Genomic DNA, 15076 nt, shown 5'->3' with positions numbered 1-15076 from the left:
TTTCATTGGAATATGCCAGATCCCGCGTACACACCACCAGTTCTTGCCGGTCCGATCCTTCGCCGGATGCGTCCAGAGCAACTGACCATTTGGCTTGCAACCCGCGCGCCTGCAAAGGTGCGCTTGGAGCTCTATCCGGAGTCTGGCGAGCCACAGTCCATCGGACTGGTGCCTGGCACCTCTGAACTGCAGCTTCTGTCTGCCGGAACCAATCTTCATTACCTTCTTGTGAACGTGTCGCTGGACAAGCAGCTCCCGCTCGATGAATGGGTCAGCTATCGCCTGTCGTTGCTCATGGAGGATGACGAGGAGACCGGTTGGCAAGATCATTCGGTTTGGGCCCCGGACCTGACCTATGAGGGGCAGAAACTGCCCGGCTTCATGATCAAGTCGAGAGTAGGGACGTTGCTTCATGGGTCTTGCCGCAAGCCTCACCATGATGGCGGCGATGGACTTGTTGCTGCCGATGCACACTTGCAAGGCCTGATGGAAGCTGGCCGAGGTCCGAAGGCGCGCGAACAGTGGCCTGCCGTACTCGTGATGAGCGGCGATCAGGTCTACGCCGATGATGTGGCGGGCCCCATGCTCAAGGCCATCCATCAGTTGATAAATCGCCTTGGTGTTCACGGTGAAAAGCTTGGCGAGTTGGAAAGTCGGATTCCGCCAACCGCTGAAGACCTCTTTGCCCACCACGACACCTATTACAAACGCGAGAACTTTCTTCCCAATCTGGAGAAAAACCGTGCCCTTTGGATGGTGTTGTTTGGCGGTGTCGAAAAGCCGATCTTCACAGCCGATCACGCCCACAACCATCTGATTACGCTCTCCGAATTTTTGTGCATGTATCTGCTCATCTGGTCGCCTGCAGTTTGGCAAGGCCTGTCTCTGGAAGCGCCGGAGAACCTGAGTGCAGAACATGCCGCGCTCTATGAAAAAGAGCGAAAAGTGATCGAAGGGTTTGTGGAAGGGCTGGGGCAGGTACGCCGACTGTTTGCCCACCTGCCAGTTGCTATGATCTTTGATGATCATGATGTAACCGACGACTGGAATCTCAACCGCGATTGGGAAGAGACGGCATATAGCCATCCGTTTTCGCGGCGGATCATCGGAAATGCGTTGGCGGCTTACATGCTCAATCAAGGCTGGGGCAATCGGCCGGAAGTGTTCGAGCCAAAGTACATGGAGGCGTTGCATCAAACGCTTGCCGCACCCGGCACGCCAGCCCACGACGCGTTCTTGGACGATCTCTACGATTTCGAAAAATGGGATTATCTGTGGCCAACAGATCCGCCATTGATTGTGCTTGATACCCGCACCCGGCGTTGGCGTTCAGAAAGCGCAGGTTACAAGCCCTCAGGTCTGCTGGACTGGGAAGCGGTAACGGACCTGCAGCGGGAGCTGAGGGGCAGGGACAGCGTCATGCTTGTGTCCGCTGCGCCGATCTTTGGCGTCAAACTCATCGAGACGCTGCAAAAGCTCATGACCTATTTGGGCAAGCCGTTGATGGTCGATGCTGAATACTGGATGGCTCACCCGGGCACCGCTGACGGCATCTTGAATGTTTTCCGCCATCGCAAGACGCCTGACCGTTTCACCATTCTGTCAGGAGATGTGCATTACTCCTTTGTCTATGATGTGGAGTTGCGGGGGCGTTCTGGCGGCCCCGACATTTGGCAGATCTGCAGCAGCGGCATCAAGAACGAGTTTCCCGCGTCGCTGCTGAGCAAGCTGGATCACCTGAACCGCTGGCTTTATTCACCACGCTCACCACTAAACTGGCTAACACGGCGCCGTGGCATGAAGGTCATTCCCCGAAAACCTGAGGGCATGCCCCACGGGCGTCGTTTGCTCAACGCCAGTGGCATAGGTCTGGTGGAATTTGACGAGAACGGCGGCCCGAAACGTATCAGCCAGCTCCTGACGACCGGAGAACAGGTGTTTTTCTCGCGCAGAGAAAATGAAGCCCGTTGGGACTAGTGCCCTAAGTCAGTTCTTCGAAATAGGACTTGAGGTGATGAGTTCCCATTGGCTGTCCAACCATGTTGGATCCCATTGCCGATAAAAAGAATTTGGCTGGCCCATGGATATGTGCGGGCGTTACCCACGGCAGTATCTTGATCAAAAAGCGCCGAAGTCCGTCTGGTAAATGCGCAATCTTCTGAGGCTTTCCGATTACCGCAAAGGCGAGCTGGGCCAGTTCTTCATGGGTAAAAATGTCGGGACCGCCCACCTCAAAGAAGGGCTGTTCTGCTTCTACCGCGTTGAAAACCGCCGCGGCCAAATCCTCACCGTGTATGGGGTTGAGTTTTAAATACCCTTCGCCGAACAGCCACACGCGGCCAGCGCGCGCCATCTCCAGAAAGTCCTTCATGTCGGAGAAAAAGCCTGAAGGGGCGACCACCGTGGATCGAATTGGAGTGCTCTGCAGGCGGTCTACAAAGGCCTGCTTGGCGTCAACCAGCGGAACGCCTTTCATAAGCTTTGCGCCGATGACATGAATGTAACCAAATTGGGGAACACCCGCTGCCAGGGCTTCCTCAAGCAGATTGGCATTCGCCTGATAATCAACATCCTGATAAGTGAGGCCATCTCGCTGCCGTGTGATACCAAGGCTTGAGATCACCAGATCCGCACCGTCAAGAACCCCTTTTAAGGTCTGTGGTTTGGTGGCCTGTGCTTCCACCAGTTCTGCACGGCCGAGGTCCAAACGAGCTGCGCGTGTTGCATCGCGCACCAGCGCACGCACGTGCCATTCTTCTTCCAGATAGCGCCACACCAAGTGTCGCCCCAAATATCCTGTTGCCCCGGCAATTACGACGGTTTTCATGTCTACTCCTTGTCGCTTCGCAAGGCACTATGGCGCAGCTGCAATCCTCCCGTCAATTTATTATGACCAATTGGTCATTATAAAGCTGCGCAGTGGGGATTGGCCGGGCTTGGGTCACCAAAACAGCGCAGCTGGATGCGGGAGTTCATGCATCAATACGTTTCAGGCATTGCGGTTCACATCCCAAGAGCTGATAGCAACAACATCATGTCGCCATTTGCCGGCGCCTATTCGGCCTACCGTCCTGTAATGGGTATAAGGCCTTTGAATGGGAGCAGCGTTAGCACTGCGTTGACAGCCTCCCATCAAAGCGCGTAGATGGCGCTCGTGAAACATGATCTTGCAATAGTGAACCGATCGCTGAAAGCCGTCCTTGGCTTCTTTGTGGTCCTGTCGGTTGCCCTGGGTGGGCAGCTGCCAGCCGGGCCACGATCACTATTGCAAACTGCAGAGCTTGCCAGCACTCAAGCGGGCTCACCGTCCGCAGGAACCAACGCCAGCCACAAGCTTGCCGAAACCCGCTATGAACGGGCGACCACGCTTTCTCAGGGCGGCTCTGAACCTGTTCTGAAGGCCGTAGCCCTTGCAGATGGGGTGCCGCAGTTCTTGCGGAAAAAGCTACAGCTCGCCGCAGATCAAGTGGTTCTGTTTGGACGCTGCGGACAAGCCAACCAACCCCGCGCACCACCTTTCGCTTGAATTCCCAGCCGCTGCACGGATCATCTCGGTTGTTGCAGGCGGCAAAACCTCAAAAAAATTAAGAGTATGCGGCGCTTTTCTCGGCTGAGCCAATGAACTGCGCCATGGGGATTTCATGCAAAGACCAACGTTATTCAAACGCCTCACGGTGTGGGGCATCTGTATCTTGTGCCTTTGGCTTGCCTTGCCAAATGCATTTTACTCTCATGTAGAACGCCACAACGACCTGATAGAGCAGGGGCAGAGCGTCGCCGCCAATCAGGAGGTCAACTGGCCCAGTTGGCTATCTTCGCGCTTGGTCAACTTGGGGCTCGACCTGCGCGGCGGTGCCCACCTTATGGCTGAAGTAGATGTACAGGGCGTTGCAAAACGCCATATGGACGCCATGTGGCCAGAGCTTCGGACCGCGCTCCGCGAGCAGCGTGACCGGGTCGGCGGTTTCCGCCGTCTTGAGGCACCAGAAGGCGAACTGCGCCTGATGCTTTCAGACACAAGCCACACTGATTTTGCAAAGCAGGCGGCAACCACATTTGCAAACGCGCAGGGCTTTGTTACCGGCACCGCAGACCGGCGCTTTGTGGTGTCAGAGGAAAACGGCCGCATCACGCTAAAGTACTCGGAGGCAGGCCTGCAAGAATTGCGCGACCGCGTCGTGGCTCAGAGTTTGGAGGTGATCCGCAAGCGTATTGATGAGGCTGGTACCCGAGAGCCAACCATTGTGCGGCAGGGGGCTGACCGGATTGTGATTGAAGTGCCAGGCATCTTCGATGCAGAGGCTCTCAAGAGCCTTATTGGTACAACAGCTCACCTGTCTTTCCATCCAGTCCTTGATATGGGCCGCAGCGTCGCCAGCACCGGTTTGGTGCTGCCAGCAGCCAATACCCCGGATGTCTACTACCAGCTCGATCCGAGAGCTGTGGTGACGGGCGAACAGTTGGTGGACGCTCATGCAAGCTTTGATCAGAACAGTCAGCCTGCCGTTTCGTTCCGGTTCGATGCAAGTGGTACACGGGCCTTCAGCGAGTACACTGCGCGAAATGTTGGGGCACCGTTTGCCATTGTACTTGATGACAAGGTGCTGTCCGCGCCGGTCATCCAGGGCCACATTCCTGGCGGCAGCGGTATCATCACCGGCAATTTCTCGGTGAAGGAAACCGTTGAGCTTTCAACATTGCTTCGGGCAGGGGCTTTGCCCGCCGAGCTCAATTTCCTTGAGGAACGGACCGTTGGGCCAGAGCTTGGACAAGATAGCATCAATTCAGGGGCTCAAGCGGCCATAGTCGGCATCATCGCGGTCTGTGTGCTCATGGTTGCTTGCTACGGCTCGATCGGGTTGGTTGCCACCTTTGGGCTAATCGTAAACATGACCCTATTGATCGGCTTGCTGTCGCTCATCGGCTCCACGCTCACATTGCCGGGTATCGCAGGTATCGTGCTTACTATCGGTATGGCGGTTGATGCCAACGTTCTCATTTTTGAGCGTATTCGCGAAGAAATGCGTGCCGACAAGAACACGTGGCGGGCCGTTGGACGTGGGTTCGATCATGCGTTCTCAGCAATTCTGGACTCAAACCTTACGGGTCTTCTGACTGCCGGACTCATGTTCTGGTTAGGCGTTGGACCGGTGCGCGGTTTTGCGGTCACCATGGGCCTTGGCATCATGACTTCCATGTTTACGGCCGTGTTTGTCACCAAACTGGTGCTTCAATCCTGGTTGCATTGGCGCGGCACGGCCAAGCTCAAGGTCACCGGCCTGCTGCGGTATCTACCGGAAAAAACGAGCATAGACTTCTTCCGGGTCCAGTGGGCGACCTTTGGTCTTTCACTGATTGCAGTCGTTGCTGCCTTGGTGCTGGTCTTCACCGCCGGGCTTAACCTGGGCATCGACTTTACCGGGGGCACCAGCATGCGCGTGGAAACACAGCATGAGCTGCAGTTGCCAGCCTACCGCGGCGCTCTAGCCGAGCTGGGCTATGAGGATGTGGTGATCTCTGAAGTCTTCACCGCTGACAGCGCAACCACGAACCATGTGGCGTCAATCCGCCTTGCTGGGGACAGCGAGGCCGCCGAAGGGGGACTGGCACAGGTGAAGGAAGCGCTGTTGAGCGTTGATCCTGAGCTTTCCTTTTCTTCAGTCGAAAGCATCGGGGGCAAGGTGTCGCCAGAACTCGTCAGCGCCGCGCTCTGGGCAATTGGCGGGGGGATCGTTGCGATCCTTGTCTACATCTGGTTCCGGTTCGAGTGGCAGTTCGCTCTGGGGGCTGTCTCAGCTCTCGTACACGACATTGTCGTCACGCTCGGGGTCTTCGCCTTGTTCGGCCTAAAAGTGGATCTCACAACCGTTGCTGCGCTTCTCACCATCCTTGGTTATTCAATCAACGATACGGTGGTGGTGTTTGACCGGGTTAGAGAGAACCTTCGCCGTTACAAGAAGATGCCATTGCGCGATCTGCTGAACCTTTCTGCAAATGAAACACTCAGCCGCACCATGATGACTTCACTGACAACGCTGGTGGCGTTGATTGCGCTGCTCGTCCTTGGCGGCGATGTGATCCGTGGCTTTGTCTTTGCGATTACCTTCGGCGTGGTCATCGGCACCTATTCCTCACTTTACGTGGCGAAGAACATTGTGCTCATGCTTGGAGTGGATCGCCGCAGCAAGGAAGAACGGCAAAAGGCATTGGAATTTCAGCCAAAAGGCGCCTAGTTGCCTTAACAAAACGCTCCCTGTCCGCCGTAAAGCGGGCAGGGAGCCCCGTTGGGTCTTGTGGTCTGCTTGCAGTCGAATGTGTCGCTTACGGATCAAGCCGCCTTGCACCTGCCGGGGCAAGGGAGAGCAAGCCAATCAGTGCCAGGCCAACGCCAATCCAGAGCGGAGACACAAGGCCATATCCGGCCTCGATGCCCAAGCCGCCGGCCCAAGCTCCGAAGCCCAGACCGATGTTGATGACGGAGGTATGCACGGTGTTTACCAGCGGCCCAGGATGGGCGGCATGCATGACGCGCACCACCATGGCCGGGTTCATAGGGACCCCGACAAAGCCGATGACGATAAACGCTGCAACGCTGAGGACCGGGCTCCAAGCAAAGAGAGCGAACGCCGAAAGCCCGATGGCGAGAAGAACAAGCCCCCCGATCAGAATGAGGAATGTATAGCGATCAGCATAACGCCCGACAACGATGTTGCCGATCACGTTAACCGCGCCATAGACAGCGAGCAGGAGAGGGATGGCGCCGGGTGCGAAGCCCGAAATTTCGGTGAAAATTGGCGAGAAGTAGCTGAAGGCGGCAAAGGTCGCGCCGATGATCAGACCGCTGGTGGCATATGCAGCCCACAGTCGTCCTTTTCGAAACGAGGCGAGTTCTTCGCGCAGGCTTACCCCTGCCGACACTCGTGATGCAGGGACAAGGAACATAACGGCCAGTGCACATGCCAAGGCGAGTAGAGCGACGATCCAGAAACTGACCTGCCAGCCGAAATTCTGGTCGACAATGGTGGCGAACGGCACGCCCAAGACCGTTGCCAGCATAAGGCCTCCGAGTACGATGGATGATGCCCGCCCACGCGCGTCGGGCGCTACCAGTTCTGCGCATATCGTAAGGGAGACGCCAAAGCACGCCGATCCCGCCACCCCGGTCACCACACGGGCAAATGCCATAATCTCGTAGTCAGCAGCGGTTGCTGCGATCGTGCCACCTGCCACATAAAGACCCAGAAGCGAGATCAGCGCGCGCTTGTTCGGGACACGCAGGCGCAGCAACACCGCGGTTAAGACCGGACCGCCTACAACCATTCCAGCTGCGTAGAGCGAAATCAGGTACCCCACATCTCCCAGGCCTACACCGAAAGCGGCAGACAGGGAGGGCATCATCCCCGCGACCATGAATTCGGAAGTCGTAAGGACAAAGATTGTCAGCCCCAAAACATAGACAACAATGGGGAGTCTCATTCCTTGACGGGCCGGGAAATTTTCCATTGCGCTGCCGGTGCAAGTGCCCGCCGTTTCGCATGACATGATCAATTATTCCTTTTGTATAAATGTGACTACATAAATCACTATCGGGCTTGCCAGAAAGGGTCAAGGAATTTATATAATTCCTACTACAGAAAGGGTGAGGATGGCTGTATCAAGAGGACGCCCCCGCAGCTTCGACCGTGACGACGCTTTGCGTACCGTGATGAAAGTGTTTTGGGAAAAGGGGTATGAAGCCGCTCAACTCAACGACATAACAGCGGCGATTGGCATAACACCACCGAGTTTTTATGCTGCCTTCGGATCGAAGGAGGCGGCCTTCCGTGAGGCGGTCGACCTTTACAAGGCAACAACGGCTTCGGTGTTCCTGGGCGCCCTTGAAACCGGGGAAACGGCACAAGACAGCATCCGTGCCATGCTTAAAGCCAGTATTGACGTGGCAGTTTGTTCGCCCAATTCCGCTGGCTGTATGCTGATTACAGGCGTCTTGAGTTGTCAGCCAGAGAGCGCCCCGCTTTCAGAGCTCCTAAAAAGCATTCGGCAGGAGAGTATCGCCCTAATTGAAAAGCGTCTGATGCGTGGGCGCGAGGAAGGTGACGTTGCGCCGGAAGTGGACATTCCGGTGCTTGCGCGCTTTTACAGTGGAATGATGCAGGCAATTTCGATGCAGGCGCGTGATGGCTTGAGCCGGGAGCAACTGGAAGCGCAGCTTGACCCTGCGATGGCGGCCTTGGCTCGCCACTAGTGACCACAGTTTCCTTTATGGTTTAGGGCAAGAAATGCCGTAGGGCCGTTAGTTTCCTTCGAAACATGAATAGTCTAACCGGCTGAAGGGGCAGCCCCTCGTGATTGCTGGAAAAAGACGATATCTATCCCATCCCGATGCAGGCAGAAGCGGCTTTCCTTGCGCCATAGCGCACCTTGAGCCCGTTGATGGCAAGCATATCTCCGTCGTTGAGCAGCCAGAACAGGTCTGCGCCATCCTTGGTGACGTCATCGCCAGCAAGGTTGATCGTTGACCCTCGTTGTTCTCGGAGTAACCGGGGTGCTGTGAGAGAAAATACAACGCCTATCAGAGGCCAGTCTCGGTGAAGATCAACTGCGCATTGGTCAATATGATTTGTTTCTTGCGGGAGAAGATGAAATCAGTGCGGTGGTTAAGTCCTTTGACTATCGGCACTGAGGTACATCGTTCGAGCTAACTGGCACCAAGGCTATGTATCAGCTCGTCACGCCCAACGCGCATTAAAACGCAAAAATCCGGCCTAGGCCGGATTCTGGAAACGCTCTCGCGTTGGAAGTATGGCGGAGAGGGTGGGATTCGAACCCACGAGACGCTTCCACGCCCGCCGGTTTTCAAGACCGGTGCATTCAACCACTCTGCCACCTCTCCGGCCTTCGTGGTGGGGCACCTTTTCGATCATCACACGGCATAAGTCAAGCGCATTTCTTTTCTACTCCCCAACGAGACTGTGAATAAAGCGAAGGGGTTAGTTAACTCTAGATATGCCCCGGCAAAGCTGGTAGCACGGATCGCATCACCGCAATTAACCCGCGAAAACCCAAGGGGCGCACTTAGGTTTGCAACTGGTTAATGTTTTTATGTGAAAACTGCACTCATGAACGGGGATTGCTGCACTGTATCCGTCATCTCCCCAACAGCGTGAATGTATTGAGTCAAACGCGATGAATAATGCTCTGTGTACACCTGCCAAGAGCGGGCAAGCCCTTGTTTTTGCAAAAGCAAAGACAGGACGTGGAACCACGTCTGCCAAGCAGACACGATCCATCCTGCTGGTAGCGGCAAGCTGTCTTGTGCTTGCAGCCTGCGGCGGTGATTCCAGCAAGGTGAAGTTCAGCGAATCTGATTATGGCGTGAAAGCCAGTCCCCGTATGGTGACTGACGCCAAACCGGTCCCCAAAGGGGGAGGGCGTGCCGTTGTAGGCAAGCCCTACAAGATCGCTGGCAAATGGTATTATCCCAAGGATGATCCGAACTACCGCAAGGTGGGTATGGCCTCTTGGTATGGGCCGACATTTCACGGACGCATGACCGCAAACGGTGAGATTTTTGACCGCAATGGTCTTACCGCTGCGCACACCACCATGCCGCTGCCATCCTATGCGCGCGTAACCAACGTCACCAATGGCCGTTCCATGATCGTGCGCGTAAATGACCGTGGCCCATTCCACGGCAATCGCGTTATCGACTTGTCAGAGCGCGTTGCGACAATGCTGGATACCAAGAAGCATGGTGTTGCAAAGGTAAAGGTCGAGTACATTGGCCGCGCTCCTTTGCATGGCCAGGACGAGAGTTATCTCATGGCGTCCTACACGGGGCCGGGCTCCGTTGCGCCGGGTGCAACCCGACCAGGTACCATGCTGGCCTTCAACCGGCCATCCACACGCATAACCGGCCCGGTTCCAGCACCAAAAATGCGCCCATACGCTGCGCCTTCTCTTGTCGCGTCCGCCAGCCCGACTGGATATCCAGCACAGCAGGTCGCTTCTCTTGATCCGGGCATCGTGTTCGAGCAGAGCGCTGCGACCATTCAGGTGGCGTCCAACAACGGCTTCACTAATCAGGTTCAAGAGGCGCTGCAGCGCCAGCAAACGCCAACCGCGTATCGAGCGCCAGCACCCCAGCCAACGTATCAACCAGCGCAGCCAAGCTTTAACAGTGGGCTTCTGCCGCCGCCATCGTCCGGTCCGGTTCAGCCAACATGGACACCAGGAAATGCGGTCTCTTCCTTCGCCGCAGAGGACCGCGTCGCCACAGCACATGATGCTTTTGACAATGTCTCAGGCGGAATGGGGTTGAAAAGACTGCTAATTGCAACTGCAAAAGGGCAACAGTAACCCTTGTTGAATAATTCTCGAGGAGTATCTTGAACCAAAGAAAACACTCAGGTGCCTTGGTTGAATGGATACTCCTCGCGTATTTCTAAGGTGGGCTTTTCTAAGCCTCACTGCTCTCATGATGAGTCTGACCGCAACGCAAGCGGTCGAGTTGAACTCTACCTCTGCCTTTTTGTATGACGCGGACCGCAATGCGCTGGTTTACTCCAAGAATGCGCAGACCCCCTTTGCACCTGCAAACCTGACGAAACTCATGACGGCGCTCGTCGTCCTTGATGCGATCCGTGCTGAGCAGGTAGCCGCTTCAACAGAGCTTCCCATCAGCGAAGATGCATGGCGACGGGGCGGGGCACCTGCACGCGTTACAACCATGTTCGCGAATGTGCGCAGTTCGGTTTCCGTCGAGAACTTGCTCAAGGGGCTGGTTGTTCATAGCGCCAATGATGCAGCTATCGCCCTTGCTCAAGGCATTGCCGGGGATGAGACCGCATTTGCGCAGCGCATGACCGAAAAAGCCCAAGAACTGGGCATGACCAATACAACCTACGCCAACGCAACGGGGTATCCGGATCCAAACAATACCACCACATTGGCGGACCAGTTGAAGCTGGTGTTGCACATCATCAAGGAAGAGCCAGAGCTGCACGGTCTTTTTGGTGTGCACCGATTCACTTGGAATAACATTACTCAGCGCAATAAAAACCCGCTCCTGCGGGAAATCGAAGGGCTTGATGGCTTCACCGCGGGTTTTGCGGAAACCTCCGGTTACTCAGGCATTGGCACACTGCTGGTGCATGGCAACCGCTATGTGGCCGCTGTTGCTGGCGCTCGCAATGAGGAGGAGCGGCTTGAGGACCTGAAAACCCTACTTGTTTCAACCTTCTCCGGGCTTAGCATACGGCCAGTTTTCTTGAAGGGCGAAGAAGTAGCAAGAGCCAGAGTTTATGGCGGAAAGCAGCCAACAGTGGCGCTGGTGACGCCGGGCGCGCTCCATGCTCTGCTGGATATCTCAAAGAAGGAAGAGTATGGCCTGCGTGTTGTATACGACGGGCCGTTGCCGGCCCCGGTACAGGCGGGCAAGCAGGTTGGAGAGCTTCAACTGCTCGCAGAAGACACGGTTATTTTCACAAGCCCGCTGATTACAGGGGAGTCGGTCCAGAAAGGAACATTGCAACAGCGCAGCATGGACGCTATTGCTGAGCTGTTCTGGAAATTGTTTTAAGGTCCGGTCTCTTACGTGAGATTGACCAAGGGATTGAGGTAGCGTGGCCGGAAAATTTATCACCTTTGAAGGCGGTGAGGGCGCAGGCAAGTCCACTCAGATTGCCCGTCTGAAGGACAGGCTTGAAAAGTCCGGCGTGGATGTGATCGCAACACGCGAACCCGGAGGTACGGCTGGCGCTGAAATGGTGCGCTCTGTTCTCCTGTCCGGCGCGGCGCGCCTTTATGGCCCGGAGGCCGAGGCGGTTCTTTTCAACGCTGCCCGGGCTGATCACGTGGATACGTTGATCAAGCCGGCGCTTGAGGCGGGCAAGTGGGTGTTGTGCGACCGATTTGCGGATTCATCTCGCGTTTATCAGGGCGAGGCTGGGGTATCTGATGCGCTGATCGACCAGCTACAGGAAGTTGCTATTGATGGCCATGAGCCGGATATGACCCTTCTCATTGACGTGCCCACCGAGGTGGGGCTTGCGCGCGTTACCCAGCGCTCGGAAAAAGGCGCAGAGCATGCTCCAGACCGGTTTGAGCAGGATACGATTGAAACCCATGAGCGCCGCCGACAACTGTTTCTGAAGATTGCGGAAAATGCCGCACACCGGTTTGTGGTGATTGACGGCAGTCAATCCTTGGACGCGGTAGAGCAGGCCATCTGGCAGGCGGTAGAAGACCGTTTCTTGAAGGCAAAGACGCCAGCAGGCGAGGCGCAGGGAGCCGCAGAAAATGGCTAGAGCGCCCGCAATACAAGAAATTCCCATTCTCGATTCAATCGATGGCGTGCCGCTTCCCCGTGAGCATGGCCATCTGTTCGGCCACAAAGAGGCGGAACAGGAGCTTCTGGATGCCTACCGCTCCACGCGCATGCATCATGCGTGGATACTGGGTGGTCCCAAAGGCGTAGGCAAGGCAACCCTTGCATTCCGCTTTGCCCGCTTTGTGCTGACACATCCGGACCGAAATGCTCCTGAAGTGGCGCAGGCTACCTCGTTGGCCGTGCCTGAGGACAGCCATGCTGCCCGAATGATCGCAGCCGCATCTCACGCGGACCTGCTGCACCTGAAGCGTCCATGGGACGAAAAAGGCAAGCGTTTCAAGAAAGAGCTACCTGTTGATGAGGTGCGGCGAACCGTATCTTTCTTCGGTTCTACCTCTGCAGGTGGCACATGGCGCATCTGCATCGTCGATGCGGCCGACGACATGAATGCAAGCGCGGCCAATGCCCTGTTGAAGGTGCTGGAGGAGCCGCCGGAACGCTGTCTGTTTCTGGTGCTCTCCCACAATCCGGGCCGGTTGCTGCCAACAATCAGGTCCCGTTGCCGTCGTCTGGAACTGCGCCGCCTTGAAAATCAGGAGATGTATGGAGCGCTCCATACCTTCGGTTTTCCGCCAGATTCCGGCGAAACCTACTCAGAGGCACTGATGGCAATGGCCGATGGCAGTCCGCGGCACGCCATGCTGGCCATTGGCGGTGAGGGGCAAGAGGTGGCAACAAGGTTCTTCCAGCTAGTCTCTTCTTTACCGCATGTGGACATGAGTGAAGGGCACCGGTTTGCAGATCTGGTTGCAAGCCGGGGAGCTGACGATGCCTGGGCTACCTTCCTTGATTTGGCTCGCAGTTTTCTATCGGAACAGGTCCGGAAAGATGCGCAACACGGGGCACGCTCTCTTGTCAGGTGGGCCGAGGTGTGGGAAAAGGTGGGCCAAGCGGCTGCAGCTGCTGATGCTTTGAACCTTGATCGTAAGCAGGTTGTCCTCAACTTCCTGAAGGACCTGCGGGGCTGACCCGCTTCTGCACGCCGGTCAATCCCTCGTCGAAGGCTTCCGTCTGAAACGCGGGAGCTTTTAGTGCCTTACGATCCAACCCTTCGAGATCGATCGAACAACATGACAGATAAATCGCCTTTCTATATTACGACAGCGATTTCCTACCCCAATGGCGCGCCGCACATCGGCCACGCCTATGAGGCAATCGCAACTGACGTGCTGGCCCGATTCCAGAGACTGGACGGCCGTGAAGTACACTTTCTGACCGGTACCGATGTACATGGCCAGAAGATGCTTCAGACCGCCGTCAAGGAAGGCATGTCACCCTCCGATCTCGCTGATATGAACTCCAAGCGCTTCCGCGAAATGGTCGAGGTTCTGGGGTGTTCCAACGACGATTTCATCCAGACAAATGAGCCGCGCCACTACGAGGCCAGCAAGGCTATCTGGTTGAAAATGCAGGAAAACGGCGACATCTACAAGGATAGCTACGCCGGTTGGTACTCCGTGCGCGATGAAGCCTATTATCAGGAAGGCGAAACGGAACTGCGCGAAGATGGCGTGCGCTATGGCCCGCAGGGAACACCTGTTGAGTGGGTGGAAGAAGAAAGCTATTTCTTCCGTCTCTCCGCCTATCAGGACAAGCTCATCGAGCTTTATGAAAGCCAGCCAGACTTCATCGGCCCATCTACACGCCGGAACGAAGTGATGAGCTTCGTCAAGGGGGGCTTGAAGGACCTTTCTATTTCGCGCACCACGTTTGATTGGGGTATCCCGGTTCCCGGTGACGAAAAACACGTTATGTACGTGTGGGTTGACGCCCTGACCAACTACATCACGGCGCTCGGCTATCCTGAGATGGATGGCATGATGGACAAGTTCTGGCCTGCCAATGTTCACATCATCGGCAAGGACATCATTCGTTTTCATGCTGTCTACTGGCCGGCTTTCCTCATGTCCGCCGGTGTTCCTGTGCCGAACCGCGTGTTCGCTCACGGCTTCCTGTTCAACTCTGGTGAGAAGATGTCCAAGTCATTGGGCAACGTGATCGCTCCAGCTGATCTGGTGGAGAACTACGGGCTGGATCAGATCCGTTACTTCTTCCTGCGTGAAGTACCATTCGGACAGGACGGCAACTACAATCATGAGGCCATGGTCAATCGCATCAATGCGGATTTGGCCAATGATCTCGGTAACTTGGCGCAGCGCTCTCTCTCCATGATTCACAAGAATTGTGCGGCGAAGCTGCCGCAACCTGGCGAACTGCAAGAGGCTGACAAAGCCATTCTGGATCAGGCCGATGCGATGCTTGAGACTTGCCGTGCTGCCATGGCGCGTCAGGAAATCCATCAGGCGCTTGGCTGCGTGTGGGCAACTGTGGGTGAAGCGAACCGCTACTTCGCCTCTCAAGAACCTTGGGCACTGAAGAAAACCGACCCTGAGCGCATGGCAACCGTGCTCTATGTAACGGCTGAAATCATCCGCCAGGTGGGTATTCTGGCTCAGCCTGTGATGCCGGGCTCAGCTTCCAAGCTATTGGATTTGCTCGTTCTTTCTGAAGATGAACGTCAGTTTGACAAGCTAGGTGCGCAGGGCCGTCTGGCGCCGGGCAAGGAGCTGCCAAAGCCACAGGGCGTGTTCCCACGCTATGTGGAACCGGAAACTGCAGAGTAATCGCCCTTTGGGTTCCTGCAACTATTGAAGGGGTGTTCCGACACCCCTTTTTTGCGTGTAA

General features: G+C 56.1%; 12 protein-coding genes and 1 tRNA gene. 10 read left to right on the top strand and 3 right to left on the bottom strand.

The genetic code is table 11. From position 1 onward, the window contains the following. The first annotated feature begins 12 nt into the window (after positions 1-12). Positions 13-1977, top strand: coding sequence for an alkaline phosphatase family protein (locus PUV47_RS02780; RefSeq protein WP_274216923.1), 1965 nt, complete (start codon positions 13-15; stop codon positions 1975-1977). Positions 1978-1981: 4 nt separating this feature from the next. Here the strand turns inward: PUV47_RS02780 and PUV47_RS02775 are convergent, their stop codons facing one another. After that, on the bottom strand, positions 1982-2827 hold the full coding sequence (locus PUV47_RS02775) for an SDR family oxidoreductase (RefSeq protein ID WP_274216922.1): 846 nt from the start codon (positions 2825-2827) through the stop codon (positions 1982-1984). Positions 2828-3145: 318 nt separating this feature from the next. Between PUV47_RS02775 and PUV47_RS02770 the strand changes: the two genes are divergently transcribed. Both PUV47_RS02770 and secD read left to right on the top strand, forming a co-directional pair. Further along, positions 3146-3526 (top strand): hypothetical protein, encoded by a 381-nt coding sequence (locus tag PUV47_RS02770; protein ID WP_274216921.1) that lies wholly within the window; start codon positions 3146-3148, stop codon positions 3524-3526. Between the two features lie 115 nt (positions 3527-3641). Next, a complete protein-coding gene (secD, locus tag PUV47_RS02765) occupies positions 3642-6233 on the top strand; it encodes a protein translocase subunit SecD (RefSeq protein ID WP_274216920.1) in 2592 nt (863 codons plus the stop codon). A gap of 88 nt (positions 6234-6321) precedes the next feature. On the opposite strand, the gene PUV47_RS02760 is transcribed toward secD, so the two are convergent. Continuing rightward, positions 6322-7476 carry an MFS transporter gene (locus tag PUV47_RS02760; RefSeq protein ID WP_274216919.1) on the bottom strand — a complete coding sequence of 385 codons (1155 nt, stop codon included), beginning with the start codon at positions 7474-7476 and terminating at the stop codon, positions 6322-6324. A 169-nt stretch (positions 7477-7645) separates the two neighbouring features. Here PUV47_RS02760 and PUV47_RS02755 point away from each other — a divergent pair, with 169 nt between their 5' ends. After that, positions 7646-8245: a TetR/AcrR family transcriptional regulator gene (locus PUV47_RS02755; protein WP_274216918.1), complete on the top strand. Its 600-nt coding sequence runs from the start codon at positions 7646-7648 to the stop codon at positions 8243-8245. 100 nt (positions 8246-8345) lie between these two features. Beyond that, complete coding sequence (locus PUV47_RS02750) at positions 8346-8519, top strand: hypothetical protein (protein WP_274216917.1); 174 nt, start codon at positions 8346-8348, stop codon at positions 8517-8519. A gap of 284 nt (positions 8520-8803) precedes the next feature. Here PUV47_RS02750 and PUV47_RS02745 read toward each other — a convergent pair. Next, a tRNA-Ser gene (locus PUV47_RS02745) sits at positions 8804-8893 on the bottom strand. 293 nt (positions 8894-9186) lie between these two features. Here PUV47_RS02745 and PUV47_RS02740 point away from each other — a divergent pair. The 5 genes from PUV47_RS02740 (at position 9187) to metG (ending at position 15015) form a co-directional block, all read left to right on the top strand. Then, the gene (locus tag PUV47_RS02740) at positions 9187-10359 is read left to right on the top strand and encodes a septal ring lytic transglycosylase RlpA family protein (protein WP_274216916.1); all 1173 of its coding nucleotides are present in this window, start codon (positions 9187-9189) and stop codon (positions 10357-10359) included. Positions 10360-10477: 118 nt separating this feature from the next. Then, positions 10478-11581 carry a D-alanyl-D-alanine carboxypeptidase family protein gene (locus tag PUV47_RS02735; RefSeq protein ID WP_274216915.1) on the top strand — a complete coding sequence of 368 codons (1104 nt, stop codon included), beginning with the start codon at positions 10478-10480 and terminating at the stop codon, positions 11579-11581. A 43-nt stretch (positions 11582-11624) separates the two neighbouring features. After that, complete coding sequence (gene tmk, locus PUV47_RS02730) at positions 11625-12308, top strand: dTMP kinase (protein WP_274216914.1); 684 nt, start codon at positions 11625-11627, stop codon at positions 12306-12308. Then, complete coding sequence (locus PUV47_RS02725; RefSeq protein ID WP_274216913.1) at positions 12301-13359, top strand: DNA polymerase III subunit delta'; 1059 nt, start codon at positions 12301-12303, stop codon at positions 13357-13359. Before tmk ends, PUV47_RS02725 begins: the two co-directional genes overlap by 8 nt. Before the next feature lie 102 nt (positions 13360-13461). Beyond that, on the top strand, positions 13462-15015 hold the full coding sequence (gene metG / locus PUV47_RS02720; protein ID WP_274216912.1) for a methionine--tRNA ligase: 1554 nt from the start codon (positions 13462-13464) through the stop codon (positions 15013-15015). Positions 15016-15076 lie beyond the last annotated feature (61 nt).

Origin of the sequence: Pseudovibrio exalbescens (assembly GCF_028737195.1) — a bacterium.
Lineage (GTDB): Bacteria > Pseudomonadota > Alphaproteobacteria > Rhizobiales > Stappiaceae > Pseudovibrio > Pseudovibrio zosterae.
This window is presented reverse-complemented; position numbering and strand designations above follow the sequence as displayed.